This is a genomic window from Ruminococcus flavefaciens ATCC 19208 (assembly GCF_000518765.1).
Lineage (GTDB): Bacteria > Bacillota > Clostridia > Oscillospirales > Ruminococcaceae > Ruminococcus > Ruminococcus flavefaciens.
The window spans coordinates 298,790-324,776 of sequence record NZ_JAEF01000006.1; the positions used below are offsets into that span (position 1 = coordinate 298,790).

Consider the following 25,987-nt stretch of genomic DNA (forward strand, 5'->3'; position numbering starts at 1 on the left):
TTATCAGAATTTTTACGGTGCAGTTTACAGTGTCGATAGTTTACTCAGGTTAACATCTCTGTATCATACTATATGCATAGATTGCGGAAGATGTTAAAGCTCCTGAGAAACTGTTAAAGAAAAAAGAAAGAAAATCATCACAAGGAGAAGAGTAAATGCCAAGAAAAAAGGAAACTCCAAAAAAACAGCCTGTATTCAAGCATGAAGCTTATATTGAAGGTTCAGGCAGTGTAGTTGATGAAAAGATAACTGATACGCTAAAAAAGAACTATATGCCGTACGCCATGAGCGTTATTATCTCAAGAGCTCTTCCTGAGATAGACGGCTTCAAGCCTTCTCACAGAAAGCTCTTGTATATGATGTATAAGAGAGGACTGCTCAATCCCGAAAAGGAACGTTCCAAGTCTGCCAATGTTGTTGGTGAGACAATGAAGCTCAATCCTCACGGCGATCAGGCTATATATGAGACTCTTGTTCGTATGACACGCGGAAATGAGGCTTTGCTCCACCCTTACGTTGACAGCAAGGGCAACTTCGGCAAGCAGTATTCCAGTAAGATGCACTTTGCTGCACCTCGTTATACAGAGGTAAAGCTTGAAAAGATATGCAATGAGCTTTTCCGTGATATTGACAAGGAAACCATAGATTTCGTACCAAACTATGATAACACAATGCAGGAGCCTACCCTTCTTCCTGCAACTTTTCCTACGGTGCTCGTAAACTCAAACACAGGTATCGCTGTATCTATGGCAAGCAATGTATGTCCGTTCAATCTTGAAGAAGTCTGCGAGACGACCATAGCTCTTATGAAGGACCCGAACCATGACATACTCAGTACTCTTAAAGGTCCTGATTTCCCCGGCGGCGGACTTATGCTCTATGATGAGGCGGAGCTTAATAAGGTTTACGAGACGGGTAGAGGTAGTATCAAGGTACGTGCAAAATTCAGTTATGATAAAACCGCAAACTGTATTGAAGTAACTGAAATTCCGTATACAACTACCGTTGAGGCTATAATTGAGAAGATAATAGACCTTGTAAAACAGGGAAAGATCAGGGAAGTTTCTTATATACGTGATGAGACAGATATTGAAGGCCTTAAAATAGCTATTGATCTTAAACGCGGAACTGATCCCGAAAAGCTAATGCAGAAGCTTTACCGCCTTACTCCTTTGCAGGACAGCTATCCATGTAACTTTAATATACTGATAGCAGGTACTCCGAAGGTAATGGGAGTGCGTGAGATACTTATTGAATGGACTGCGTTCAGAGAAGAATGTATCCAGCGTAGAACATATCACGACCTCCAGAAGAAAAAGGAAAAGCTTCATCTTCTTGAAGCTCTATCCAAGATACTTCTTGATATCGACAAGGCTATAAAGATAATCCGAGAGACCGAGAATGAAGCGGACGTTGTGCCAAACCTTATGATAGGCTTTGGTATTGATGAAATACAGGCTGAATACGTTGCAGAAATAAAGCTTCGTAATATCAATAAGCAGTATATCCTTCGCCGTATCGAGGAAGTAGATCAGCTCAAAAAGGATATTGAGGAAATGGAAGATATCCTCCGTGATAAGAAGAAAATACGTAAGATAATCGTTAATGAGCTGCGTGATGTTATAAAGAACTACGCTCAGCCGAGAAAGACAATGTTCTATTATCTTTCTGATGTTGAAGAAACAGATGATGTAGATGATACGCCTGATTATGCTGTCAATATATTTGTATCTGACAGCGGCTACTTCAAGAAGATCACTCCTCAGTCGCTGAGAATGAGCGGTGAGCAGAAGCTTAAAGAAGGTGACTTTATCAGCCAGACCTTTGAAGCTACTAACAAGACTGATCTTGTTTTCTTCTCGGATAAGGCTCAGGCTTATAAATCGAGAGCAAGTGCATTCGATGATACAAAGGCAAGTGTAATGGGTGATTATATACCTGCAAAACTTAGCTTTGACGACGGTGAGATGCTCAAAACACTTGTTCCGACAACGGATTATAGTGGATATATCCTTTTCTTCTTTGAAAACGGCAAAGTCGCAAAAGTGCCTATGAAATCATATGAGACCAAGACCAACCGTAAAAAACTTGCAAAGGCTTATTCGGAGAAGTCGCCGCTTGTTGCTGCAATATTCACAGCTGAGGACAGTGATATCCTTCTCAGGACTACAAGCGGTCATGCACTTGTATTTAATACAGGCATGATACTCCCTAAGTCTACAAGGGATTCTCAGGGCGTACAGGTTATAAATTTAAGAAAGAAAGCATTCCTTTCATCAGCATCGCTTATAGCTCCTGAGGAACTGCCTGAGCTTGAGAAATATCGTTCAAAGAGCGTTCCTGCCGCAGGAAAGCCTGCCAAGGAGCTTGGTGACAGCAATCAGCTTACATTTTAATAATAGAAAAGCCATAGTTTTGCCTGAATGCAATACTATGGCTTTTTATGAAATATCTGTATAGAGGTGAAAGTATGAATAAAGAATGGTCTGAACTTAATAAAACAATGCAAATACAGCTAAAAAAATCAGAAACATATAACAACGGCATCGAAACACTATTTGAACTCAGGAAACAGCTTATACAGGTAATAGATCTGTTCAGATGTGAGCTTTCAAGAGCTGACTTCAATGCTATTCCTTTCATTAATGCTGAAGGTTATCATTCAAAAACAATTGCATATTCCTTATGGCATATTTTTCGCATAGAAGATATCGTTGCACATTCCCTTATTAATGAAGATGAGCAGGTATTCTTTTCGGAAAAATACAATAAGCGTATAAATTCTCCCATAATAACAACAGGTAATGAGCTTGTAAAACAGCAGATAGCAGATTTTTCAGAACAATTAGACATAGATGAGCTTTATGCATATATCAGTGAAGTAAAGAAAAGTACTGAAAGAATTATTAAAACTCTTTCATTTGATGATCTGAAAAGAAAGATATCAGACGAACGGAAGGATTATCTGAAAAGTCTGAACGTCGTAAGTAATGATGAAAGTGCAGCATGGCTCATTGATTACTGGTGTGAAAAGGATATACGCGGACTCATACAGATGCCGTTTTCAAGGCACTGGATAATGCATGCAGAAGCCTGCATACGTATAAAAGCGAAGCTAAAGAAATAAAAAACAGCCGAAATGCAATAAATAATTGTATTTCGGCTGTTAGTTTAACAATTATTCCTGAGAAATTATTTCTTTATAAAATTCAGAAACGTCTCTGCGCTTATCCTTGGTGTACTGAATAGCTGTTCTTGGATGCTGATTGAAAAGACCTGTGAGCAGATACTGAAGATCATATCCCCATACTGCACCTTCTTCACGTAATTTATCCATATGCTTCTCGATAAACTGGAATACAGGATATACGTTATATTTTGGATTTTTGAGGAATCCAAGAAGAAGCTCCATTGCGCAGTTGCCTGCACCTCTTCCCATTGATGAATATGTTGCGTCGAGCCAGTCTACGCCGTCACCGACAGCTTCGATTGTATTAGCAAAAGCAAGCTGCTGATTGTTATGAGCATGGATGCCGACCTTTTTGCCGTACTTTTCAGCAAATTCACCGTAAAGATTAGCTATACGAGCGATCTGTTCCGGATATAATGAGCCGAAGCTGTCAACTATATAAAATACATCAACAGGGGACTGACCAAGGATATCAAGTGCAACCTTCATATCACCTTCCTGAGCATTTGAAATAGCCATGATATTACAACTTACTTCATACCCCTTTTTCTTTGCGTCCTCAATCATATCCACAGCAGTTGGGATCTGATGAATATATGTAGCTACACGAATAAGATCTACAGGGCTGTTTTCGCGTTCAACGATATCCTGCTTGTAATTACAGCGTCCTACATCAGCCATGATAGCGATCTTAAGATCTGTGTGATTTTCACCGACTATGGAGCGGATATACTCGTCATCACAGAACTTGCATGGTCCGAAATCCTCTGCCTTGAACATTTCCTTGTCGGCTCTGTAGCCAAATTCCATATAGTCTACGCCTGCTTTGATATTGGAAAGGTAAAGGTCTCTGACAAATTCGTCACTGAATCTGAAGTCATTAACAAGTCCGCCGTCTCTGAGAGTAGCGTCAACTACTCTAACATCTGATCTGTAATTCATAAGCTTAGATAACTCTTTCATAAAAACTCCTCTTTCTTTTACACTATAAAGCTTTAAGCTGTAACGCTTTAAAGTGTTTCTACATATAGTATAACATACTTTTTCTTGTTTGTCAAACGTTTTCTTGAAATTTCTGAAAAAAGAGGGCTAAAAATCAGTCCTCTTTTTTCTTATATTTCATTAAATTAGTCTTTAATTCATTGAATTGATCTTTAAAGTTTTTAGTCTGGTAAATAGTAAGCTTAGGAAAGGCTTTTGAAAGACGTGAGAGTGTGTAGTTTTTTCCTTCACGAAGCTTTGCATATTTTTTTGCAAGCTCATTGAACTTTTCAAGCTGTTCTGAAGTTTTTTCGTCTAAAGAAGTTTTCTTTTCAATGACATATTCCACACTGTCATAGATTCTTTCACCTGTTTTATCAGATATTTTTCGCATCTCTTTTGAAATACCGTCAAGCAGTTTTAACTTCTTTTTTATGTGGACAATAGCAAAAACAGTTATAATCATATCGCTTATAAAGCCTGTAAAGAAAACAACAAGAACAGCTATTCCAATTAAATGCGGTAACTTATCAACGAAATTATTTACTGTAGGGTGTATAAGTCTTACAGTTATCAGACAGGCAACACCCCATAGCAAAGAGAATTTAAGGCATATATAGCCTTTAAAATTAAATTTCTCACGGGAATAGTCCCACCATTTCTGATCAAAAATTTTTTCAAGCAGAAATCCTGTTATAAGTTCAAGGGCTGTAGTCAGAATAACTGCTCCGAAATAAAGGATAAATATATTTTCTTTCAGTGGTTCAAGGGCGTTATAAACTATAATAACTCCGAACCCATAGATAGGACAGTACGGACCATTCAAGAAACCACGGTTTATAAATTTTCCGTGTTCCACAGCCTGATATACAACTTCGAGACACCAGCCAAAGAAAGCATATATGACAAAGTAACTCGCAGTTTTATATATCATCAGAGCAGTTTCATTCATATTTTAGTAGCCAAGCTCCTCTCCAACGATAATTACTTTAATACGTCCTTTATGACGCTGATGTGCAGAGATAAGGTAATTACAGCAAATTCTTCCATCGCCTCCGCAGCCGTCTGTAATTTGTCTGTCTGCCTTAGAGAGAGACAAACATTCCCCTTTTTCAGCACAGTATGTCGGACAACTAAGGCGAACACAGTTTGGGGGAGCGGCTTCTCTTTTTACTCTGATCTCCGCCTCTTCAAGGTTCTTTACTATTTTATTATATCCTGCAATAATTATGACTGATTTGGGTCCAAAAGCTATTGCAGCTATACGGTTGCTGTTTCCGTCAACATTATAAAGGCAGCCGTCTTCGGTTATGGCATTTGAGCTTGAAATGTATACATCTGCCGAAAAGGCTTTTATGTAAAGCTCTGCAATCTCCTCAGGAGTCATTTTTGATCTGTCAAGATAATTATAATCGGGAGAGTTAAGAAGCTCCGCTAAATTACATTCTGCCATTGTCATTGTGCCGCCGTTTGTTATTACATCCCCTTTTTTTATAAGGTTTTTGACAATATCGGAGACTTTTTTCTTTGTTTCAGCGTAATAGAACTCCATATTGTTCTTTTTGAGATTTTCACCGACTTTTGCAATGCGTTTTTCAATTATTGTTTTTTTATTATTATCCATTATTATCACTCCGGCTATTATAAAATCAGTATGCGGGACAAAAATGCCCCGCATACAACATATCAGTTTTTAATTATTCCATATCAGGTTCAAGAACAGCGTAGTTTCCATCATCACGCTTATATACAACGTTAATCTGCCCTGAATCTGCATTTGTGAACATGAAGAACTCGTGGCTGAGCATATTCATCTGAAGAATAGCTTCATCAATATCCATAGGTCTCATCTTGAATTTCTTATGCTTGATTACTTCATAATCAACTGTTTCGGGTACAGGATAAGCAAACGCCTCCTTGAAAGCTGTATCCTTGAGTTTCTTCTCTACTTTTGTCTTATTCTTGCGGATCTGTCTTATTATCTTGTCGATCGCATCATCAAGAGCTACATATTTGTCTTCAGCAGAACGCTCTGCGCGGAATATAATACTGTTGTATTTAACAGTAAGCTCAAGGATAATCTGAGTCTTGATCTCAGAAATAACGATCTTAGCGTCAGCTTCATCTCCAAAGAACTTACCGAGACGAGAATCGATCCTTTTCTCAGCATATTCAGTAAAGTTAGTAGGGATCTGCATTTTTTTAGCTGTGATAGTTGTTTTCATATTGGTCCTCCTTTGCGCCTTGCTCAAAGCAAAGCATTTCTTTATGGTTATATTATACCATAACTTCTGTGGAGATACAAGAGAATTTTATTAATTTTGTTTAAATGCACAAAGGTTATCCTTTTATTTGTTTAATATGACATCAGAAATTGTTTTTTAAATTATCGAGCAGTACCTGCGCAATATTTTCAGTTGTCAGCCAGCCGCTGTCTTTATCCTCAATAAGAATACAGAATGCAATAGGGAATGATGGGTCATCAACAAAGCCGACAAGCAGTGAATTTTCTTTTGCCCCCTCCTGAACCTGAGCTGTACCGCTTTTTACTCCAATATTATATCCTGATATGAGATAAGAATATCTGTCAGCACCATTTGTGAGCATGATCTGTTTAACACCTGAGGCTGTATTCTCGGAGAAAAGCTTATCACTGTATTTTGTTTTAGCTTTTTCCTTTACTGTACCGCGAGTATTTGTTACATGATCAATAAAGTAAGGCATTGTCATTCTGCCTGTTTCATTTGCGATGGCACTTTCCCACATCATGAGCTGTATAGGGCTTACAAGAGTGTCGCCCTGACCGATACAGCCCCATTGAGTTTTAAATTCCAGAGGATTTTCAAGTGTTGTAGAAGCTGTTGCGCACTGGATACCGTCTATATCAAGATATTTTGGCTTGTCGCCGTTAAGAACGTATCCAAGCTTTTCATACTGCTTTTTCAACCTTTCAAATGGAAGGTCGGTATCTTCGATAAGTTGAGCAAAGAAAGGGTTACAGCTGTTTTCAAAGGCTTCCTGAATATTCTGAGTTCCGTGACCGTAAGCGTTATGGCAGTCAATTTCTCCACCTGTCTGATTGAGGTATTTTCCTGTACAGGTATAGCTCTTTGAATAAAGAAGTCCGCTTCCCATTATCTCAAGAGCAGAAATTACTGTAGAGACCTTCTGAGTAGAACCCGGAACGGTTCCGTATAGATTTTTTGAAAGAAGCGTAGCCGATTCAAAACTCTGGATATTATCGTATCCTTTTGTTACGTCAAGAGAGGGGAGGCTTGTACAAACAAGCATCTCACCCGTTTTGTAGTTATAAGCTGATACACAGCCCTTCATATAACCGTATGCGTCAAATACAGCGCGGTTTGCAGCATGGTCAAGAGTCGTATATATAGCTGCTTTGCCGCCGTCTTTTAGTAATCCGTCGGAGAAATTATAGTTGTTGAGCTTTTCAAGATTTCTGGCAACAAGAGTGTTGTCCATTTGTCCCTTTTCATCACCGATAATATTTCCGACATCAATGAAGTAATTGTCAGGGTAAGAGCCTTTTCCTGTACCGTCATATAGTACATCACCCTTCCTGTCGTATACATAGCCGAGCTGAAGCTGATCGGAATTCATCATATAAAATGATGACTCATGTATTATTTTTAAAACAAGTATTGCCATTCCTATAATAAACAGAAGGATAATGAGACTTGTAACGCGCTGGGTTCTTTTTATACTTTTCATTCCTTCCACCTCCATGCAGGCACAGCTTCTTCCTGTTTTTTTGATTTAGACTTAGACTTTGATCTATGCTCATTAAAAACAGGGGACTGTCCTGCTGTTAGCATACCTGTCATAAAACCGCTTACTAAAAGCGAGCTTCCTCCTGATGAGATGAATGGTATAGTAACACCTGTAAATGGTATAAGGTTACATGAACCGAATATATTAAGAGCCATTTGCACAATAAAGGCAGCGCAAATACATGATGACATAGTGGCGTGATAGTATGATCTTGTTGGATTGATAAGAGGTACAGCAGTGATGATAAGAATAGTAAGAACCATCATAAGTGCGAATAAAAGTCCCCACTCCTCACTTACTGTAGCAAAAACTATATCATTATCATATGCAAAAATATTTGAAAGGTAACCTCTTCCTGGACCAACTCCGAACCAACCTCCGTTAGCGATGGCAATGAGAGCTTGTGACTGCTGATATCCGTCACCCGTTTTATCGCTCCATATATCGACGTGCAGACGATGCTGTACGTATTCGGGAGCATACTTCAGACCAATAAGCAGGAATACGACTATTATTGCTATAACAGCAACAAGCTTTTTCTTTGAAAACTTAGCTTTCGGATAGCATATTCTAAGTATGAAACCGACACAGTATATACTTATAAATGTTGGTAGGCTGCCGTAATCATGTGATTTGACCTGAACAAGGCATATAGCCGCCATAATACAGAAAAGAGCAATGTTTTCATATACAACGTTAAAGATAAGTATCTTGTGTTTTTTCTGCTGGTCGGCAATTGAAGTTGCACAGGCAAGTACAAAAAGAGGTTTTATAAATTCTGAGGGCTGCAATGTAAATGAACCTATTCTTATCCACATATCGTGTTTTGCAAAATATACGATAAGAACCAGAAGCAGCAGTAAGCCTATACCGCCATAGATATATTTTTTATTTGACTGTAGTATCTTATGGTTTTTGCAAAGAATATATCCGCATTTGCTTGCTGCAAGACAGATAATACAGGTAATATAATGCTTTATATTGAATTTACATATAAAACATGACTGGAAGATAACACTCATGTTCAGTATAAGTATCAGAAGAAAATCGAGAACATATGACATTTGCTTAAAGAACAGAATGACTACAAAAAAAGCAATGTCAAGTATGATCACAGCAGCACCGAGAACAGCTATATCCCGCGTTTCTGAAAAATTTCCGTTGAACCATATATTTACCAGCATCGCAGAATGGGCAAAAATAACAAATATGCATGAAAAAATATATGCTACTGGGTTAGCGTACACGTTCCTGCCTCCTTTTTCTGAATATCAAGCGGCGATTTCCAAGCTTGATAACGTCGTTTTCATGAAGAATGATCTCATGTATCAGATTGCCGTTTACAAAAACACCTGATTTTGAACCGATATCCTTAATAGTCCATATACCGTTTGAAACAGTAAGCATTGCATGATAACGTGATACAGAAAGATCAGGTAGACGTATATCAGCTGATGCGTGACGACCTATAAGTACTTCATCACAGCCGAGATCATATATTTTGTCCTGCTCGGCAAGCTCCATATCATGTGCAAGCTCATGCCAGTTCTTTTTAGATGATCTTTTTTCGCAATAGGCTGTTATTACAAGAACAAAAATACATATATCAAGTGCAGTAATTGCAGCAGCACACAATATTATATTCAGAGAATTCAAGCGAACACCTCCATAAAATAAATATACTGTTTAATTATAACACAAAAAGTTAAGAAATGCAATGTGTATAATATATTTGTATGACAGCATTAAAAATCCCGAAGAAAACTCTTCGGGATCTTATTTTAGATTTCAGTATTTTCTTCGTGTGTTTTTGATGCTGTATCAATTACTTCACTCTCATAAAGTACAGATTCTGGGATTTCGCCGCGCATAAGCTTTTCAAAATCATCGCCGTCGATCTTCTCATATTTAAGAAGATACTTAGCAAGGAAATGCATCTTATCCGAGTGTGCTTTGATGAGCTCTGTACACTCACTGTAAGCCTGTTCAATAATAGCACGTACTTCTTCATCAATCTGAGCTGCTACAGCTTCGCTGTAGTTTCTTGTATGACCGTAATCCTTACCAAGGAATACTTCATCATTATCAGAACCGTAAACAACAGTACCTATTTTCTTGGAAAAGCCGTATCTTGTGACCATATTACGTGCAGTTGCTGTAGCGCGTTCAATATCATTTGAAGCACCTGTACATATGTCATCTATGAAGAGTTCCTCAGCAACACGGCCGCCAAGAAGCATTACGATACTTTCACGCATCTGATTTCTTGAAACGTGCATATCATCGTTGTCAGGTCTTGTAACTGTAAGACCCGCTGCCATACCACGCTGGATAATCGTTACCTGATGAACCTTATCCTGAGTTTTGAGATTATATGCAGCAACAGCATGACCAGCTTCGTGATAAGCAGTTACCAGCTTGTCATGCTCGGTAACGATTCTTGACTTCTTTTCAGGACCTGCAATTACCTTCATAGTAGCTTCTTCGATATCTGCCTCTGTAATAGCAAGGCGGTTGTTTCTTGCAGCAAGGAGAGCAGCTTCATTCAGGACATTTTCAAGATCCGCACCTGTAAAGCCCTGAGTTGTTCTTGCGATAGTCTTGATATTTACATCAGGACCAAGAGGCTTGTTTTTTGCATGAACCTGAAGGATCTCTTCTCTGCCCTTTACGTCGGGATATCCTACAACGATCTGTCTGTCGAATCTGCCCGGTCTGAGAAGAGCAGGATCGAGGATATCTCTTCTGTTAGTAGCAGCAATAACGATTACGCTCTCATTTCCTGTGAAACCGTCCATTTCAACGAGAAGCTGGTTAAGTGTCTGCTCACGCTCATCGTGACCGCCTCCGAGACCTGCGCCTCTGTGACGACCTACAGCATCAATTTCATCAATGAATATTATTGCGGGAGCGTGTTTTTTTGCCTGTTCAAAAAGATCTCTTACTCTTGAAGCACCGACACCAACAAACATTTCAACGAAATCAGAACCCGAAATAGGGAAGAACGGGCATCCCGCCTCGCCTGCAACAGCTCTTGCAAGAAGAGTTTTACCGGTACCTGGAGGGCCTAACAGAAGCACACCCTTAGGTACTTTAGCACCAAGATCGGTGTATTTCTTTGGATTTTTTAGGTAGTCAACGATCTCAACAAGCTCCTGTTTTTCTTCATCAGCACCTGCAACGTCCTTGAAAGTAGCTTTTCTTGCACTTGCACTGCTTTTCAGATTTGCCTTCCCGAAGCTTGTATATTTACTGCCTCCGCCGCTTTGCTTCATCATGAAATAAAGGATAGCAACACCAAGGAGTATTGTAAGGATAACAGGTATCAATGAATAAAGCCATGTTCTATCGGTTATCTTGATAAAGTCCTGTTCAAGTGTCTTATTTTCTTCAGCGTGATATTCATTATATTCTTTACGATAATCCTTGGTATCTTCAAGGAATATATTTACATTTGGAACGGTGTAGTGTTTATCTTTTTCCTGATCTTCAATTCTATAAGTCAGTTCACCTGTTCCGAGGTCCAGTTCATAGCTCGATACCTGATAATTATCGAAAAGGCTAATGATTTCGGAATACTGAGTTTTGTTGCTTGTGGAATTAAGTCTTGAGCTTACATAGATAAGCAGAAAGACAGCTGCAATTATGAGCATGAGATAGGTAAAAATACCTTTGCTTTTCTTTGGTGTCAAATTATCCTCTCCATTTCTTACGATCGTATAAATGAAATTTTTAAAAACCTGACTGTACATGTATCGGCGGCAATACGACCTGCAATACCGATTTTTTCAGCAAGGATCGTTCCACATTCGTCTTCCATGAATAGAAGATCCGAACGTTCCTCAGCAGGAATTTTTTCATTTATCAGCTTTTTGACGGAAGAAGTAAAATCTCGTCCTTTAAGTTTTATCTTATCCCCGAACTTTCTTGTCCGCACAATAAGCCTTCCTCTTATTTTATCATAATCAGCAACATAAAATGTGGATTTTTTATGAACGACTTCAAATTTCTTCAAATTATCACATTCCAAAATCTCACATCTTACAGTGCAGTTACCGATAAATATATCTTTACCAATGACTATTTCAGCCGAAATAGTTTCCTTCGGGATATTTTTTATAACTTTAAGCTCAAAAATATCATTGCCGCTTTCAAGAAAAAATGAACCGGAAATATTTATTTTTCCGCCTTTAAGTAAAATATCATCAGCTTCTTCAAGTCTGCTGAATGAATAGGGAAGCTGATTATCAGCAAGCAGTCGGGAAATACATCGTTTTCTGATTACTGCATCGTATTTACCCAGTCCGAAAAATTTATTGCCTCTTCTGCATTTGTCTTCGGCTTCGGAGACGATTTTTTCGATAAACTCATTTTCTTCCCTAAGATTGCTTATTGTATTTACTGAAGTTTCATTTACTGATTGATTTATCTCTGACAGCAGCGGAACTACCTTATGTCTTATCTTATTTCTTGTATAATTATCTGACAGGTTTGTACTGTCGGTTACATATGAATGTTCATGTGTCGCAAGATATTCTTCGATCTCCTGACGTGTAACAGTTAGCAGCGGTCTGACTATATTTCCGCGTTTCACAGGTATGCCTGAAAGACCTTTTACGCCTGTACCGCGTGATAAGTTCAGAATAACCGTTTCAAGATTGTCATTGGCGTTATGGGCTGTTGCAAGCTGTTTCCCTTTTGAATTTTCTTCAAATATTTTATATCTGAGCTTTCTTGCAGCTTCCTCAACTGAGATGCCTTCAGCAGCGGAAAGTCCTTTAACATCGCAAGATACAGCCTTAAACGGAATATCTAACCTCTGACACAGTTCACGGCAGAACTGCTCATCTCTGTCACTTTCTTTTCCGCGTAGACAGTGATTTACGTGTACTGCTTCAACGCTGATCCCAAGTTTTGCCTTTAACTCATTCAAGACCAAAAGTAGTGTAACACTGTCAGCTCCGCCTGATAATCCGCACACAACGGTATCACCACGTGTAAGCAGCTGGTTTTTTAAAATAAAATCGTAAACCTTAGTTAACATATTCATATATTTTCAGGTGCTTCATTATAATCAGGATTCGAGAAGCGCGTATACTGACCGTCCCAGATAAGCTCAACGGTTCCTGTTTCACCGTGTCGGTTTTTAGCGACAATACACTCAGATATATTCTGACGCTGACTTTCTTTATTGTAGTAAGCTTCGCGGTAAAGGAACAGAACGATATCTGCGTCCTGCTCGATCGAACCCGACTCACGAAGGTCTGAAAGCATCGGCCTTTTATCTGTACGGCTTTCAACAGCACGTGAAAGCTGTGAAAGAAGTATAACAGGTACGTTAAGTTCTTTGGCCATTACCTTTAACTGACGGGTAATTTCACTGATAACAGTAACCCTGTTGTCGGAATGTGAAGTAGACTCCATAAGCTGAAGGTAGTCGATAATAACCAATCCGAGATTTTTAGTTCGTCTCAGCTTGGCTTTCATCTGCTGCACGGTCATGCTTGCGGTATCGTCGATATATAAGGGAATGGTGCTGAGATAGCCTGCACTTGTAGCAAGTTTGACCCAGTCTTCACCTGTTATACGTCCGTTTCTGAGTGTATTTGACTCAACAAGAGCTTCTGTGGAAAGAATTCTTGTTGCAAGCTGTTCCTTTGACATTTCGAGGTTGAATGTAACGACCTCCTTTTCGGAGCGCCTTGCAACGTTTGTAGCTATATTCATGGCGAAGGAAGTCTTTCCCATACCCGGTCTTGCGGCAATTATGATAAGGTCAGACTTGTTAAGTCCCGAAGTAATACTGTCAAGGAGAGTAAAGCCTGTTCTTGCGCCGACATACTTTTCCTTGTCAGGACCGGATATTTTTCCGAGTCTGTCATACGCTTCGGCTATAGCATCTGAGAGCGGAACAAGTCCCTTTACGTCTCTGCCCTGTCTTATGTCATATATCTTTTGTTCGGCAGCATCAAGAAGGAGCTGTGCATCTTGCTCGCCTGACTGAACATCTTCAAGTATTGATCTTGCGACATAGCTGAGACTTCTGAGGAAGTATTTATCAGCAACGATCTTGCAGTAGCTCTGTATATTTGAAGTGGAGGGGAGTAAATTGCCTATTTCAGCAAGATAACGTCTGCCCTCGGCAGGACTTTCAAAAATATGCTGTTTTTCAGCTTCATTCAGCACCGTAACGATATCCACAGGCAGGCTCATGGAGTTCATCTGGAGCATAATGGAGTAAAGTGCTTTATGTTGTTCATTATAGAAGTATTCGGGCTTTATAAGTTCAATAACATCGGAAAGCACCGATGGTTGGGAGATTATTGCACCCAGAACTGACTGTTCAGCTTCAATACTGTGAGGAAGCTCGCGAGCTGCGAGCAGGATCTCATTTTCATCCATATTATTCACCGATCAGCCTTCGCTGACTTCAACATCAACCGTTTCGGATATACCGTTATAAAGCTTTATCGTAGCTGTATAAGAACCGAAATTCTTTATATCTGTACTTAGAGTGATCTTCTTTTTATCAAGCTGTAGATCAAACTGCTTTGAAATAGCATCAGCAACGTGAGCGGATGTTACAGAGCCAAAAAGCTTGCCGTTTGAACCTGCTTTTGCTATGACATTTACTTTTTTGCCTTTAAGCTTGGCAGCAGCTTCCTTTGCTGCCTGAATATCCATATCTATTTTGTGCTGTGCCGAAGCTTGTGCGCCTTCGAGTTTGTTCATATTTGCTGCCGTAGCCTCTACGGCATAGCCCTTAGGAATTAGCATATTGCGTGCATATCCGTCTGCGACATTTTTTAATTCGCCTTTTTTACCTGATCCTTTTACATCCTGTAAGAAAATTACTTTCATATTTATACCGACCTTTCTTTTTATGTTTCAGAACTGTTTTTGCGACAGTCGTCAATTGCGTAAATAAGTGCTTTAACCGCATCAGCAATTTCAACATTTTCAAGCTGAGTAGCTGCCATTGTCTGATGACCACCGCCGCCGAGCTGTTCCATTATCAGCTGAACATTGAGCGCACCAAGTGAACGAGCAGAAATATTGATAGTATTTGATGTTCTGTAGATAACAAAAGATGCATCAACATCTGTTATACTCAATAATTCATCAGCCGCCTGCGGAGCAACTACACGTATATCATCTGATGTGAAATCAGCTGCTGCAATAGCACAGTGATTATGTATTTTTGCAGATGCAACTATCTGAGTCTTTCTTCTGTACGATTCTATAGAATTTGAGAAAAGAAGCTTAACGGCTACAGTATCAGCACCGAGTTTTTTTAGAAAAGCAGCTGCTTCAAATGTTCTTACGCCTGTACGCATTACAAAATTTTTGGTATCAAGCATAATTCCAGCAAGAAGTGCATCTGCGTAACAGCTTGCTATCTTTTCTTCTGAGTTGTAATTGAAATACTGTATTATCTCGGTTACCATTTCCGAAGCCGATGAAGCGTATGGTTCATGGTGGAAGATAACAGCATCATCAATATAGTTAACTGTTTTTCTGTGGTGATCCACAACTACTACTGCATGAGCCTTTTCGTAAAGTGCGCGGCTCTCGACATAATCTTTATTATGTGTATCAACAATAATGAGGATATCATTGGCTCCTATCATGCCTTCAGCCTCAGCAGGTGTTATGAACAGATCACTTTCAGTTTCGGCATCGATCGTATCAATAAGATTTATAGCAAGATTTTTTGTACGGTCTACAGCTATATAGGCTTCTTTTCCGAGTATCGAAACTGCTCCTGCAAGTCCGCAGGCTGCTCCGACGGAATCAAGATCGCCAAAGCGATGTCCCATAATGAATACCTTTTCGGAGTTCATTATAAGATCCTGCAATGCATTTGCAATTATCCTTGTCTTTGAACGTGAACGTTTCTCAACACCATTTGAGACACCGCCAAAGAATCTGTATCCGCTTTCGGTTTTTACTACAGCCTGATCTCCTCCTCTTCCGAGAGCCATATCAAGACACTGACGGGCGATCTTTTCGCTTTCGGAAAGAGATGAAGCGCCCTGACCAACACCTATAGAGAAGGTGAGGGGATATTTTCCTGCTATCTTGATATTTCTTGCAGCATCAAGAAGCTTGAATTTTCCGTCGATAATCTCTTTAAGATGACGGCTTTCAAGAATTGCAAAGAAAGTGTTTGCAGAGGTCTTTTTTATAAAACCGTTTGTATTGCTCATAAAATTCTCTATGAGTTTTTCGGTTTCAACAGATGTCTGAGCTTTTTCGCTTTCCTTTGCATTCTGCATTATATCATCGTAATTATCAATAGTAATGACCACAACATTTGGATGAGATTCATCCATATTCTTCTTTATACTATAATAGCTCGTATCATCATGGAAATATAGGACGAGAAAGTACATATCGTTTTTATCGAATTTTTCGGCTGTAACATTATAAATACAGCCGTTCAGTGGACAGAGTGCAGAGCCGTTTGTGATGAGAGACTCTATGTCAATCCGTACAAATCCCTCAAAATCATGTCCGTATACATCTTGTCCGAGACTTATTTTTTCAGCAAAGATCCGATTGTACCATACAAATTTTTTATTGTCATCTATAACAGCTACCGGCGCAGGAAGTGAATTCATGAATTCAGCAGCTGAACTTTCAAGGTGCTGATTCATTTTTGATATTCGCCGCATTGCATTTCTTGAATAAATAACAGTATAGACAATACAAGCAAAGATAAATGTCACAGCTGAAATAAAAACAATATTAATGACTTTATCATTGTGGTCTATCAACAGAAAAGCTGACGTCATAGCTCCGAGTGCGAGTATATGAAGGATCAGCAGAACTGCCGGAAACTTATTTTTCAACTTAAAGCTCCTTTCGGAAAATCATGTCTCCATAATTATAGGAAGGATCATAGGACTGCGCTTGGTTTTCTGGTAAATATAATCTGAAAGCGCATCACGAAGCTTACCCTTGAGAGAATTCCACTCTCTTAATTCACTTGCAGAGCAGTTAGAGAGAGTATATGTGAGGAGACCTTTTGCCTCTTCCATAAGCTCTTCCGACTCGCGGACATATACAAATCCTCTTGAGATTATGTCAGGGCCTGCAACTATCTCGTTGGAACTGCGTTCAATTCCTATAACGATAATGATAAGACCGTCCTGAGCGAGGTGTTTTCTGTCCCTGAGAACTATAGATCCAACATCTCCGACACCGAGACCGTCTACCAGAACTCGTCCGGCAGGTACCTGAGATACGACCTTCATGGTATTTCCGTCGGTTTCTATGACATTTCCGATTTCGGCTATTATCACATTCTCATCAGGAAGACCCATTTGCTTTGCAAGATCTGCATGCTTTTTGAGATGCTTGTATTCACCGTGAACAGGAATAAAGAACTTAGGCTTTGTCAGAGCCTGCATGAGTTTTAATTCTTCCTGACAGGCGTGACCCGAAACGTGAACTTCATACATTGCCTCATAAACTACTTCAGCACCTGATTTCATAAGTTCGTTGACAACTCTCGTTACGAATTTTTCATTGCCTGGGATAGGTGTAGCAGAGATGATAATGAAGTCCATAGGTGTAATATTTACTTTTTTATGGTCGTTCATAGCCATTCTTGTGAGAGCTGACATTGGTTCTCCCTGACTTCCGGTAGTAATGAGAACTATTCTTTCACTCTCATAGCGGTTCATCATTTCTATGTCGATAAATATACCGTCGGGGACATCGAGGTATCCAAGCTCGATAGCGGTATTTATTACATTTACCATGCTTCTGCCGAATACAGCGACCTTTCTGCCGTATCTTTCAGCACAGTTTACGATCTGCTGTACACGGTGTATATTTGATGAGAAAGTAGCGATGATTATACGCTTTCCTTCGCCCTTCTGGAAAAGCTTATCGAAGGATTCGCCGACTGTACGCTCGGAATGAGTATATCCGGGACGCTCGGCGTTTGTTGAATCAGCCATAAGTGCAAGAACTCCGCGGCTGCCGAGTTCACCAAATCTTGCAAGATCAATTATTTTGCCGTCAATAGGGGAGTAATCAACCTTGAAATCGCCTGTATGAACGATAACACCGGCAGGTGTATGGATAGCCATACCAACTGAATCCGGGATTGAGTGGTTGACCTTAATGAATTCAACAGCCATGCAGCCCATTTTTACTGTCTTTTTAGGCTCAACTATATTGAGATTGACTTTTCCGAAAAGCCCCTGCTCCTTGAGCTTGCCTTCGATAAGTCCTATAGTAAGGCGTGTAGCATAAACGGGAACATTGACCTTTTTCAGAAGATAAGCAAGTCCGCCGATATGATCTTCATGTCCGTGGGTTATAACGATACCTCTGATCTTTTCTTTATTTCGCTCAACATACGTAAAATCAGGGATAACGATGTCAACACCGGGCATATCTGCATCAGGGAATGCAAGACCGCAGTCAAGAATGAATATATCATTTGAACACTCAAAGACTGTCATATTCTTACCAATTTCGTTAAGTCCTCCAAGAGGAATTATCTTTACGGGAGTCTTTTTGACTTCTTTAGGCTTTCTGCCTCCTTTTGTTTTTGCAGGAGCTGCTATTTCAGCATTTACCTTTTTTTCATTTACATTCTTTTCCTTGCCAGATGTTCTCTTTCTGTAGGTTCTCTTAGGCGCAGCCGCTGAATTCTGCTTCGCCTTTGTACTTTTTTCTTTTTCGTTCACTATATGACCTCGCTTTCAAGAATAGGGAAAACTTTCGCATGAACGCAGCGAAAGTCCTGAAAATATATAAAAGACCTCGGAAAAAATAAAAACAAGCCATTTTTACGAACTTTTTTAAGAATGGCTAAAAACTGGCGACAAAAAGACTGACCACATACAACAGGCAAACGTACAAGCTCGTTTGTCTATGAGCCGAACCTGATAACAATATGTGACCACTTTAAAAATTAAAATCCGAAGCAAAATACCGCACATCGCCCTGCGGTTTTATATCTTAATGACGTATTTCCGTCATAAAAGCCTTGAAAAATATATATTAAAGCACTGCTCACCAATGAGCAGACACAATTATTCACACTATAATTATACAAAAACAAAAAGCTTATGTCAATAGCAAAAAGCGGTTGTAAACAACATTTGGCATAATAAATAAATTTTTATATACGGTTGAATTTATTGTGGTATTTGATAATTATTATAAACTCTTTTTTTGCGTAGAATTCAGCAAAAGAATATATAGTCATATTATTTATTGACCGAACCTGATATTTTTATACCCTTGACTTTGTTTATAAGCAGGAAAAGTCCGATAATATTGAAAAAAGCCATTAATCCGTTAAAAATATCTGATATAGTCCATGCTTTTTCAGCTTTTATGATCACACCGAGCGCTGTAACGAGAGAAAATGCAAAGGAAAAAACAGTTTTAGAGCTATTGGGGTGCAGAAAAATGAAGGCAGTTTCGCCGCAGTAATACCAGCCTATGATCGTACAAAAAGCAAATGCTGTCATCAAAACAGCAATTATGCAGCAGGAATATTTTCCTGTAGCTGTATCAAATGCCTCATATACTGTACCGTTTGAAGATGCACATAATATTGTAAATGCTGTAAGAGTACAGCAAATAATCGTATCTATAAACACTTCAAACATACTGCACATACCTTGAAGTTCAATATCATTGCTGTTGACTGATGAACTGTGAAGTATAGGTGAGCTTCCGAGACCTGCTTCATTTGAAAAAACTCCGCGGCGAATGCCTGATGAAACGGCTTTTGATACGCTGTATCCCGATACTCCTCCCACACATTGACGAATTCCGAAGGCTTCATAAAATATTTTTATAATAATATTTGGAAGATTTGAACGTGTTTTCCATATGACTGAAATGCATATTGCGGTATACAGTATTGTTGCAAAAGGCAGGAATATCTGTGCCGCTCTTTCTATTCTTTTGGCGCCGCCGCAAATTACAGCTAAAACAACAATAAAAACAATAATTGATAAAAGAAATGGGCTTATTTTCAAACATTTTCTTATACATTCGGACATTGCGTTAGCCTGAACCATACCGCCCATTCCGAATGATGCTAATATACAGCAGAATGCAAAACATATCGCAAGCTTCATGCTGCCGGCGCCTTTCGCAAGATATGCCATAGGTCCTTTTATACTTTTGTCGCTGTATATTGAAGAAAGATTGTTTTCTGCATATACAGTAGCCATACCAAGAAATGCGGATATCCACATCCAGAAAATTGCTCCTGCTCCGCCTATAACGATCGCTGACGCGACTCCCGTGATATTGCCTGTTCCCATTGCAGCACCAAGAGATACACACATCGTTTTGAACTGATTTTTCCTTATCTCTTTATTGTGAGCTGTCTTTATCATGTAAGGGATGAGTCTGAACTGTATAGCTCTTAGTTTTACGGTGTATATGACGCCGATGAGCAAAAGTAAAAGAATCAGTCCCTTGCCCCATATCAAGTCATTTATTCTTTCGAGCATATGTATCGTTTTTCTCCTGTTTTATGCGTTAAAGTTTACAATTTGTTTTTAATTTCCCTTTTACATTAAATAGTATTTGTGATATAATAAAAATATACTTGGAAAGGGGGAGGAGAATGAAACAATATGCACCTGACAGGAATTGTCTGAGCACAATGCGTATACTTATCACTGCGGCAGCTGTTATTATCATTGCAGCAGCAAAATACTTTTTGCCAATGGATAATGTTGTATTTTTCATAACTGTTGGTACCATAGCAGTCTCTTGCTTTGAAATGTTTATCCATTTACCTCTCTATTTTTCTTCAATAAGTTATATTGCAACAAAGACCGAGGTCATAAAAAGCAGCGGTGTTTTTATAAAGGTACATCAGTCTGTAAGATATTCCTCCGTACAATACACAACTGTTATAAGCAGTCCTTTTTCTCAGTATACTGGATTTAATTTCATAATATTCTTTGTATACGGAGGTCAGCTCAGACTCCTATTTCTAAAACAATCAGATGCCAAAGAAATAATCAGATTATCAGGAACTATAAATTTAAGGGGGGACAGGCATGTACCATGAGCACCCCATAAAAATGCTTAAATATTCAGCAAAAAACATCTGGCTTCTTGTTTTCCCGCTTATGCGAGGTATATACACATATCATTTTGACAAAAACTGGTTCTACAGTTGGATTAAAGGTGCTTGGTTCGATATTGCAGTGCTTGGTGCTATCCTTATTTTTGGATTTGTAAGGTGGTTCTTTTCTCGTATTGACTTCACAGGAGATGAAATAATCCACCGAGACGGTGTTTTTGTAAGAGTAAACACCTATATTCCATATAAGAATATCAGTTCGACAACAGTTGAGCAGCCTTTTTACCTTACACCATTCAAAGCAGTGAGGTTTCGTTGTGACACACGTGCAGGTATATTTAAAACGGTCGATATGAAGCTTATTGTCGGTAAAAAAGCATTTAATGCAATAATGCTTCATATGCCCGATGTAAATGAAAAGAAAAAAATAGAAGGACTTCCGCAGATAAATATGCTTTCTGTCCTCCTTTTTTCTATTTTTTTTTCAAGCGGTTTTTCGGGAACTATATATCTTGCTACGTTTTTCTTTAAAGGCGGAGATATTGCTTACAATATCATAAGCCGTTCTATTAATATTCTGACGGAAGAAACAGAGAAGATCACAGATAAAATGGTTCTGAAAATTCCGACAGCTGCTCTTTTTGTCGGAATTTTCTTCATAGTCTCGTGGTTTTTATCATTTCTTGTTAATCTTTTCAGATATGGCAGGTTTGAGATAGAATGCGATAAAAAGTATATGAAGCTCGGATATGGTATATTTAACAGAATGGAATACCGTATTAAAACTGCACATATTAATTATACCGATCTGAGACAGAATCTTATTATGAAGATGTTTGGCGCAGTGGCAGTACATATCAACTGCCCGGGTTATGGTTCGTCCAAAAACAGGCTTCCTGTACTTTTGCCTGTAAAATTTGAGAAAAATCTCGGAAAAGATCTTAATGCTATCGGAATATACAGCGGCATAAAAAATGACTACAGCGCTCAGCCCGGCGGAATAGGTTCTTATCTGCTAATACCGCTTCTGGTGACTGTTCTTATAATTTCGTCACATAACTTAGTCGCAGAACTTTTTCCGCGCTTTGCAGAGCTCTCTTTCTTTATAGCAATAATGCTGGAGATCCCGTCAGTATGGTTCATAATAGTAAAGTTTACCGCTCTAATGACAAGCGGAGTAGCTTTGTATGAAGAGAAAATAATGATCAGATGTTCGGTGTGGACAAGATTCCATACTGTCGTATCCGAGCAGGAAAAAGTCATAAAAATAGAGCTTCAGCAAAATCTTCTTCAGGCAATGAGCGGACGCTGTGCTATGAGTATATGGTTTGAGGGCGAAGAGCATAAAAGATTTAAAATAAAAGCCATGAAAGCCGAAGAGGTTCAAAGGATAGCGGAAATCATCGGATATGATCTCGGAAGTAAAGTTAATGCTTGACTTTTGGTAAAAAAAATGATATCATAATCAAGTGAGCAGACTATGCGGTAGCGGAAACGTTTCAGTTTACGAGGAAAGTCCGGGCATCACAGAGCAGGATAGCTGCTAACGGCAGCCGAGGGCGACCTTAGGGCAAGTGCAACAGAGATATACTGCCGTCATTATTGACGGTGATGGTGGAAAGGCGAGGTAAGAGCTCACCAGAGTGCTGGAGACAGTACTGCTATGTAAACCCTATTCGATGCAACGTCTATTGGTGCTTGTTATCATAACGTCTGCTCGACGGATAATAAGTAATGACGGCTTCAGCTTATCGGCGACGGTAAGCGTAGATAAATTACCGCACACGACAGAACCCGGCTTATCGGTCTGGTCACAATAAAAAAGAGAGCGAAAGCTCTCTTTTTTATTTATGTATATTTAGTCTCTCCACATTTTTCTGTAGGAAAAGCAGGTGAGATTTTCAGATTTTTTAAACTGTCTTGCAAAGTAGCTCTGATCGTTGAATCCGCATAAATGAGCTATCTCTTCAACAGATTTGTCGGAAAAACGAAGAAGATTTTTTCCGTAATTGATGCGTGCATTTATAATATGCTGGAATATAGTTTTACCGTATATCCTTTTATATTCTCTCGTGAGATAGTATTTACTTATGTAAAACTGAGATGAAAGCTTTTCCAGTGAAAGATCTTCTGTAAAATGATCGTCAATATAGTTGTTGACCGCAGCAAGCTTCTGTTTAAGGGCAGAATCATACTGCTGATCCGATATGTTGACAGTAAGTGCAAGAGTAAGGATATCAACGATATATTTTGATGTAACTATTTCGGCATCAGGTTCTTTTTTTTCGTTGACTTCGAGTATATCTGTTATAGCAGACACAACTTTATCAAAGAAAGCAGGTCTGAATACATTCTTTGACTGTGAAATATAATAATCGTAATACTGCTGAGAGGTCCCGCCGTTAAAATGTATCCACAGAAGCTCCCACGGATCTCTGTCCGAGCTTTTGTAAAAAAATGGTGATTTGCAGTCTATAAAGAAGCAATCTCCAGTGACAAGCTGAAATTTCTCGCCATTTACAGAGAGCTCTCCTTTGCCGTTTACAACAGCAGCGATAAGAAATGATTCCAGATCCTGACGCTGTATTGCGGCAGCCTCTTCTGTCCTTGCGAAACCTGCTTCCTGTATATAAAAGAAAGTGTTTTTGGCAGACGGTCCGGGTGTACATATGATTCTCCTGGAAAGCCTGCTGCCAGAGCTTTTATTTTTACTTGTATCCGTTTTTGTACACTCCTTTACAATGATATAGCAATATCGTACTAATATTATATCACAAAAATACATATAAATCAATGGCTGCCATGAAATATCCACTCTAACAATAGAAATATTACAGCAGTAAAAGTATAGCAATAATTATCAATATCATAGCCGTGATTAAAATGTATCTTCTGTTCCGAAAAAAACTTCTTTTTCTGTTCTCATGAGGAAGCAGGGAAGATAATATCCTCTGAGCTTCTTTTTGTGATATTGTTTCAGGAAAAATTGTTACATTTGGTCTGAGATAAAGAACTGCTTTCTCGAAATATAGACTGTCAGGGTTATTGATCTCGATAATTTTCTTGTTTACGCCTTTTATCATAGTACCTCCGATGAAAACATTTATCGAAAGTATTGGCAAAATAATGAAGCTTATTCAATTTGTTTTGAAATACTGCGGATATAATGGAAAAGATACTGCTGAGCTATGCCTGCATTTTTTTGAGCAAATTCAGGAAATCCGTCAGGATAATACTCAGCAAGAACTCTTTTTATCCATACATCTACAGGAAATGCTTCTGTTCTGTACATACCGAACAGAAGAACACATTCAGCAACCTTCGGACCTACGCCTTTTATTTGTTTCAAAGCACTTCTTGCTTCATCTATAGGCATTTTGGATATAGCTGAAAGGTCGATAGTACCGTCAGCCACCTTTGATGCAGCATCTTCAATATATTTCGCTCTGAAACCGCTGCGAAGGTACGCAAGTGAATCGGCGGTTTCCGTTGAAAGTTTTTTATAATCCGGAAATTTACCGTGATAATTCTCGCAAAGGCGGTCTATAATGCCTTTTATTCTTGGAATATTATTATTCTGGGAAATAATAAAGGAAATAAGGCACTCCCAGCTATCCTGTCTGAGCAGGCGGATTCCGCCTGCAAATTCGCAAGCCTTTGAAAGAGTTGCATCTTCAGAAAATTCTTTTTTCAGTTCGGAATAATCTGTTTCAAAATCAAAATAGCTTATCCACTTGGAGATGAAATCGTTTTCATCTGTATTATGAAATATAAAACAGCCTTTGTCAGTTTGTGAAATAGTGAGCTTATCATTTATAAAAGCACCTTTATATGTACATATGTGATCGGAAGGTATCTTCTTCCAGCGAAAAGCCTGTCCGCAGTCGAGAGTCTCATCAAGGTCAAGATCGGGTTCATAGACAATGATGTCGTTTTCCTGTACTCTGTAATCCATAATATCCTCCTTAAAAAGTTATATATACAAACTAAAGTCTTGTACTTGATTTTTCATTTAAATTATACTAAAATATAATAGAGAATACAATAGCAAGGAATGATTTTTTTGAAAAAATTTATCTCTGCCATAGCTTTCGCAGCAGTTATGGTACTTGTTTTCAGCGGTTGTTCGTCAAAAAACAGCAGTAAAGAAAGCCGTGCTGAGGCAACAAGTCAGCCTTTTACCGAGCGTGAAGTTGAAACTGCCGAGGGTACTTATATTTTTGATAAGGCTAATATCCTTGATTCGGAAACGATTAAAGCCTGCAACGACTATGCAGGCTGGCTGTACAAGAAGAAGCTTATCAATGCGGCTGTAATAACAGTAAATGATCTTGAAGGCAAATATCCATATGATTATGCAGCCGAAGAATACAATAAGTTATACGAAGGAAAGGGAAGCGGTCTTGTCGTTCTTATAAATAATGACACCAATTATGATTCCGTATTCAGATCCGGATCATGTCTTTACGGCATATCAGATAAAGCCGAGTATAATGCTGTTTATTGGGAGACTAAGGAAGTGCTCAAGGGCGATTACCGTTCCGGTATAATGCGCCTTTTGCAGCTTGGTGAGCTTTGCCCTATGCACGTTATAGATAATGCGCAGGTTTTTGATATGGATCAGTTGAATAAGATTGAAAAAACACTTAGCTCATGTAAAGAAGATGTAACATTAATCGCTTCACATAACGGTTCGGAAACACCTAATGATCAGATACTCCAGCAGTACTACGACCGCAAGTATAAAAACGATAAGGGCATAATGTTTATGCTTGACACGATATCGGGGAAGATACTTGTTCATTCCTCTGAAAAGATATCCTCGGATATTGAAAAAGCTCTTAAAGACGCAAATACTTTATCAGCAAAAGGCGATAATTACGGAGCTGTCAACAAAATACTGGAAGCTCTTAAAAAAGCAGATGACTAAACATTTTTGTATA

Annotated in this window: 22 protein-coding genes and 1 other RNA gene; 6 read left to right on the plus strand and 17 right to left on the minus strand. The window is 38.9% G+C overall.

Annotation, left to right across the window (positions count from 1 at the left end; genetic code table 11):
- The first annotated feature begins 155 nt into the window (after positions 1-155).
- Together L870_RS0101290 and L870_RS0101295 are read left to right on the plus strand one after the other, a co-directional pair.
- Complete coding sequence (locus tag L870_RS0101290; protein ID WP_028516573.1) at positions 156-2,396, plus strand: DNA gyrase/topoisomerase IV subunit A; 2,241 nt, start codon at positions 156-158, stop codon at positions 2,394-2,396.
- A 74-nt stretch (positions 2,397-2,470) separates the two neighbouring features.
- Entirely contained in the window at positions 2,471-3,127 is a 657-nt protein-coding gene (locus L870_RS0101295) for a phage head-tail adapter protein (RefSeq protein WP_028516574.1), read from the plus strand.
- Positions 3,128-3,178: 51 nt separating this feature from the next.
- On the opposite strand, the gene L870_RS0101300 is transcribed toward L870_RS0101295, so the two are convergent.
- The 14 genes from L870_RS0101300 to L870_RS0101365 form a co-directional block, all read right to left on the minus strand.
- Positions 3,179-4,153 (minus strand): aldolase catalytic domain-containing protein, encoded by a 975-nt coding sequence (locus tag L870_RS0101300; RefSeq protein WP_028516575.1) that lies wholly within the window; start codon positions 4,151-4,153, stop codon positions 3,179-3,181.
- A gap of 133 nt (positions 4,154-4,286) precedes the next feature.
- Complete coding sequence (locus L870_RS0101305) at positions 4,287-5,123, minus strand: putative ABC transporter permease (protein WP_051411329.1); 837 nt, start codon at positions 5,121-5,123, stop codon at positions 4,287-4,289.
- A gap of 3 nt (positions 5,124-5,126) precedes the next feature.
- Positions 5,127-5,795: a lactate utilization protein gene (locus tag L870_RS0101310; protein ID WP_028516577.1), complete on the minus strand. Its 669-nt coding sequence runs from the start codon at positions 5,793-5,795 to the stop codon at positions 5,127-5,129.
- A 73-nt stretch (positions 5,796-5,868) separates the two neighbouring features.
- Complete coding sequence (gene hpf / locus L870_RS0101315) at positions 5,869-6,396, minus strand: ribosome hibernation-promoting factor, HPF/YfiA family (protein WP_028516578.1); 528 nt, start codon at positions 6,394-6,396, stop codon at positions 5,869-5,871.
- A gap of 142 nt (positions 6,397-6,538) precedes the next feature.
- Positions 6,539-7,900 carry a penicillin-binding transpeptidase domain-containing protein gene (locus L870_RS0101320; protein ID WP_028516579.1) on the minus strand — a complete coding sequence of 454 codons (1,362 nt, stop codon included), beginning with the start codon at positions 7,898-7,900 and terminating at the stop codon, positions 6,539-6,541.
- On the minus strand, positions 7,897-9,207 hold the full coding sequence (locus L870_RS0101325; protein ID WP_028516580.1) for an FtsW/RodA/SpoVE family cell cycle protein: 1,311 nt from the start codon (positions 9,205-9,207) through the stop codon (positions 7,897-7,899). Before L870_RS0101325 ends, L870_RS0101320 begins: the two co-directional genes overlap by 4 nt.
- On the minus strand, positions 9,197-9,616 hold the full coding sequence (locus L870_RS0101330) for an FHA domain-containing protein (protein ID WP_028516581.1): 420 nt from the start codon (positions 9,614-9,616) through the stop codon (positions 9,197-9,199). The genes L870_RS0101325 and L870_RS0101330 overlap by 11 nt, the downstream gene beginning before the upstream one ends.
- 125 nt (positions 9,617-9,741) lie before the next feature.
- Positions 9,742-11,613: an ATP-dependent zinc metalloprotease FtsH gene (gene ftsH, locus L870_RS0101335; RefSeq protein WP_051411343.1), complete on the minus strand. Its 1,872-nt coding sequence runs from the start codon at positions 11,611-11,613 to the stop codon at positions 9,742-9,744.
- A gap of 56 nt (positions 11,614-11,669) precedes the next feature.
- Positions 11,670-13,010: a tRNA lysidine(34) synthetase TilS gene (gene tilS / locus L870_RS18215; RefSeq protein WP_051411331.1), complete on the minus strand. Its 1,341-nt coding sequence runs from the start codon at positions 13,008-13,010 to the stop codon at positions 11,670-11,672.
- Positions 13,007-14,362 (minus strand): replicative DNA helicase, encoded by a 1,356-nt coding sequence (gene dnaB / locus L870_RS0101345; protein ID WP_028516583.1) that lies wholly within the window; start codon positions 14,360-14,362, stop codon positions 13,007-13,009. The genes tilS and dnaB overlap by 4 nt, the downstream gene beginning before the upstream one ends.
- Positions 14,363-14,374: 12 nt before the next feature.
- Positions 14,375-14,821 carry a 50S ribosomal protein L9 gene (gene rplI, locus L870_RS0101350; RefSeq protein WP_028516584.1) on the minus strand — a complete coding sequence of 149 codons (447 nt, stop codon included), beginning with the start codon at positions 14,819-14,821 and terminating at the stop codon, positions 14,375-14,377.
- A 20-nt stretch (positions 14,822-14,841) separates the two neighbouring features.
- Positions 14,842-16,620 (minus strand): DHH family phosphoesterase, encoded by a 1,779-nt coding sequence (locus L870_RS0101355; RefSeq protein ID WP_242836470.1) that lies wholly within the window; start codon positions 16,618-16,620, stop codon positions 14,842-14,844.
- A 216-nt stretch (positions 16,621-16,836) separates the two neighbouring features.
- Positions 16,837-18,669: a ribonuclease J gene (locus tag L870_RS0101360; protein WP_080676309.1), complete on the minus strand. Its 1,833-nt coding sequence runs from the start codon at positions 18,667-18,669 to the stop codon at positions 16,837-16,839.
- Positions 18,670-19,194: 525 nt separating this feature from the next.
- Positions 19,195-20,460, minus strand: coding sequence for an alanine/glycine:cation symporter family protein (locus L870_RS0101365; protein ID WP_037270723.1), 1,266 nt, complete (start codon positions 20,458-20,460; stop codon positions 19,195-19,197).
- A gap of 116 nt (positions 20,461-20,576) precedes the next feature.
- Between L870_RS0101365 and L870_RS0101370 the strand changes: the two genes are divergently transcribed.
- From L870_RS0101370 to rnpB, 3 genes are all read left to right on the plus strand, one after another.
- On the plus strand, positions 20,577-21,029 hold the full coding sequence (locus tag L870_RS0101370; RefSeq protein WP_028516588.1) for a hypothetical protein: 453 nt from the start codon (positions 20,577-20,579) through the stop codon (positions 21,027-21,029).
- Entirely contained in the window at positions 21,019-22,482 is a 1,464-nt protein-coding gene (locus L870_RS0101375) for a PH domain-containing protein (RefSeq protein ID WP_028516589.1), read from the plus strand. Before L870_RS0101370 ends, L870_RS0101375 begins: the two co-directional genes overlap by 11 nt.
- Positions 22,483-22,514: 32 nt before the next feature.
- Positions 22,515-22,862, plus strand: an RNA gene (gene rnpB, locus L870_RS18230) — RNase P RNA component class A.
- A gap of 40 nt (positions 22,863-22,902) precedes the next feature.
- Here the strand turns inward: rnpB and L870_RS0101380 are convergent.
- Genes L870_RS0101380 through L870_RS0101390 form a run of 3 tightly spaced genes read right to left on the minus strand, consistent with a single transcriptional unit; the run spans position 22,903 to position 24,999 of the window.
- Positions 22,903-23,829 (minus strand): AraC family transcriptional regulator, encoded by a 927-nt coding sequence (locus L870_RS0101380; protein ID WP_080676310.1) that lies wholly within the window; start codon positions 23,827-23,829, stop codon positions 22,903-22,905.
- Between the two features lie 46 nt (positions 23,830-23,875).
- Complete coding sequence (locus tag L870_RS0101385) at positions 23,876-24,127, minus strand: hypothetical protein (RefSeq protein WP_028516591.1); 252 nt, start codon at positions 24,125-24,127, stop codon at positions 23,876-23,878.
- A gap of 50 nt (positions 24,128-24,177) precedes the next feature.
- Complete coding sequence (locus L870_RS0101390; protein ID WP_028516592.1) at positions 24,178-24,999, minus strand: DNA-3-methyladenine glycosylase family protein; 822 nt, start codon at positions 24,997-24,999, stop codon at positions 24,178-24,180.
- Between the two features lie 108 nt (positions 25,000-25,107).
- Between L870_RS0101390 and L870_RS0101395 the strand changes: the two genes are divergently transcribed.
- The gene (locus L870_RS0101395; protein ID WP_028516593.1) at positions 25,108-25,974 is read left to right on the plus strand and encodes a TPM domain-containing protein; all 867 of its coding nucleotides are present in this window, start codon (positions 25,108-25,110) and stop codon (positions 25,972-25,974) included.
- Positions 25,975-25,987 lie beyond the last annotated feature (13 nt).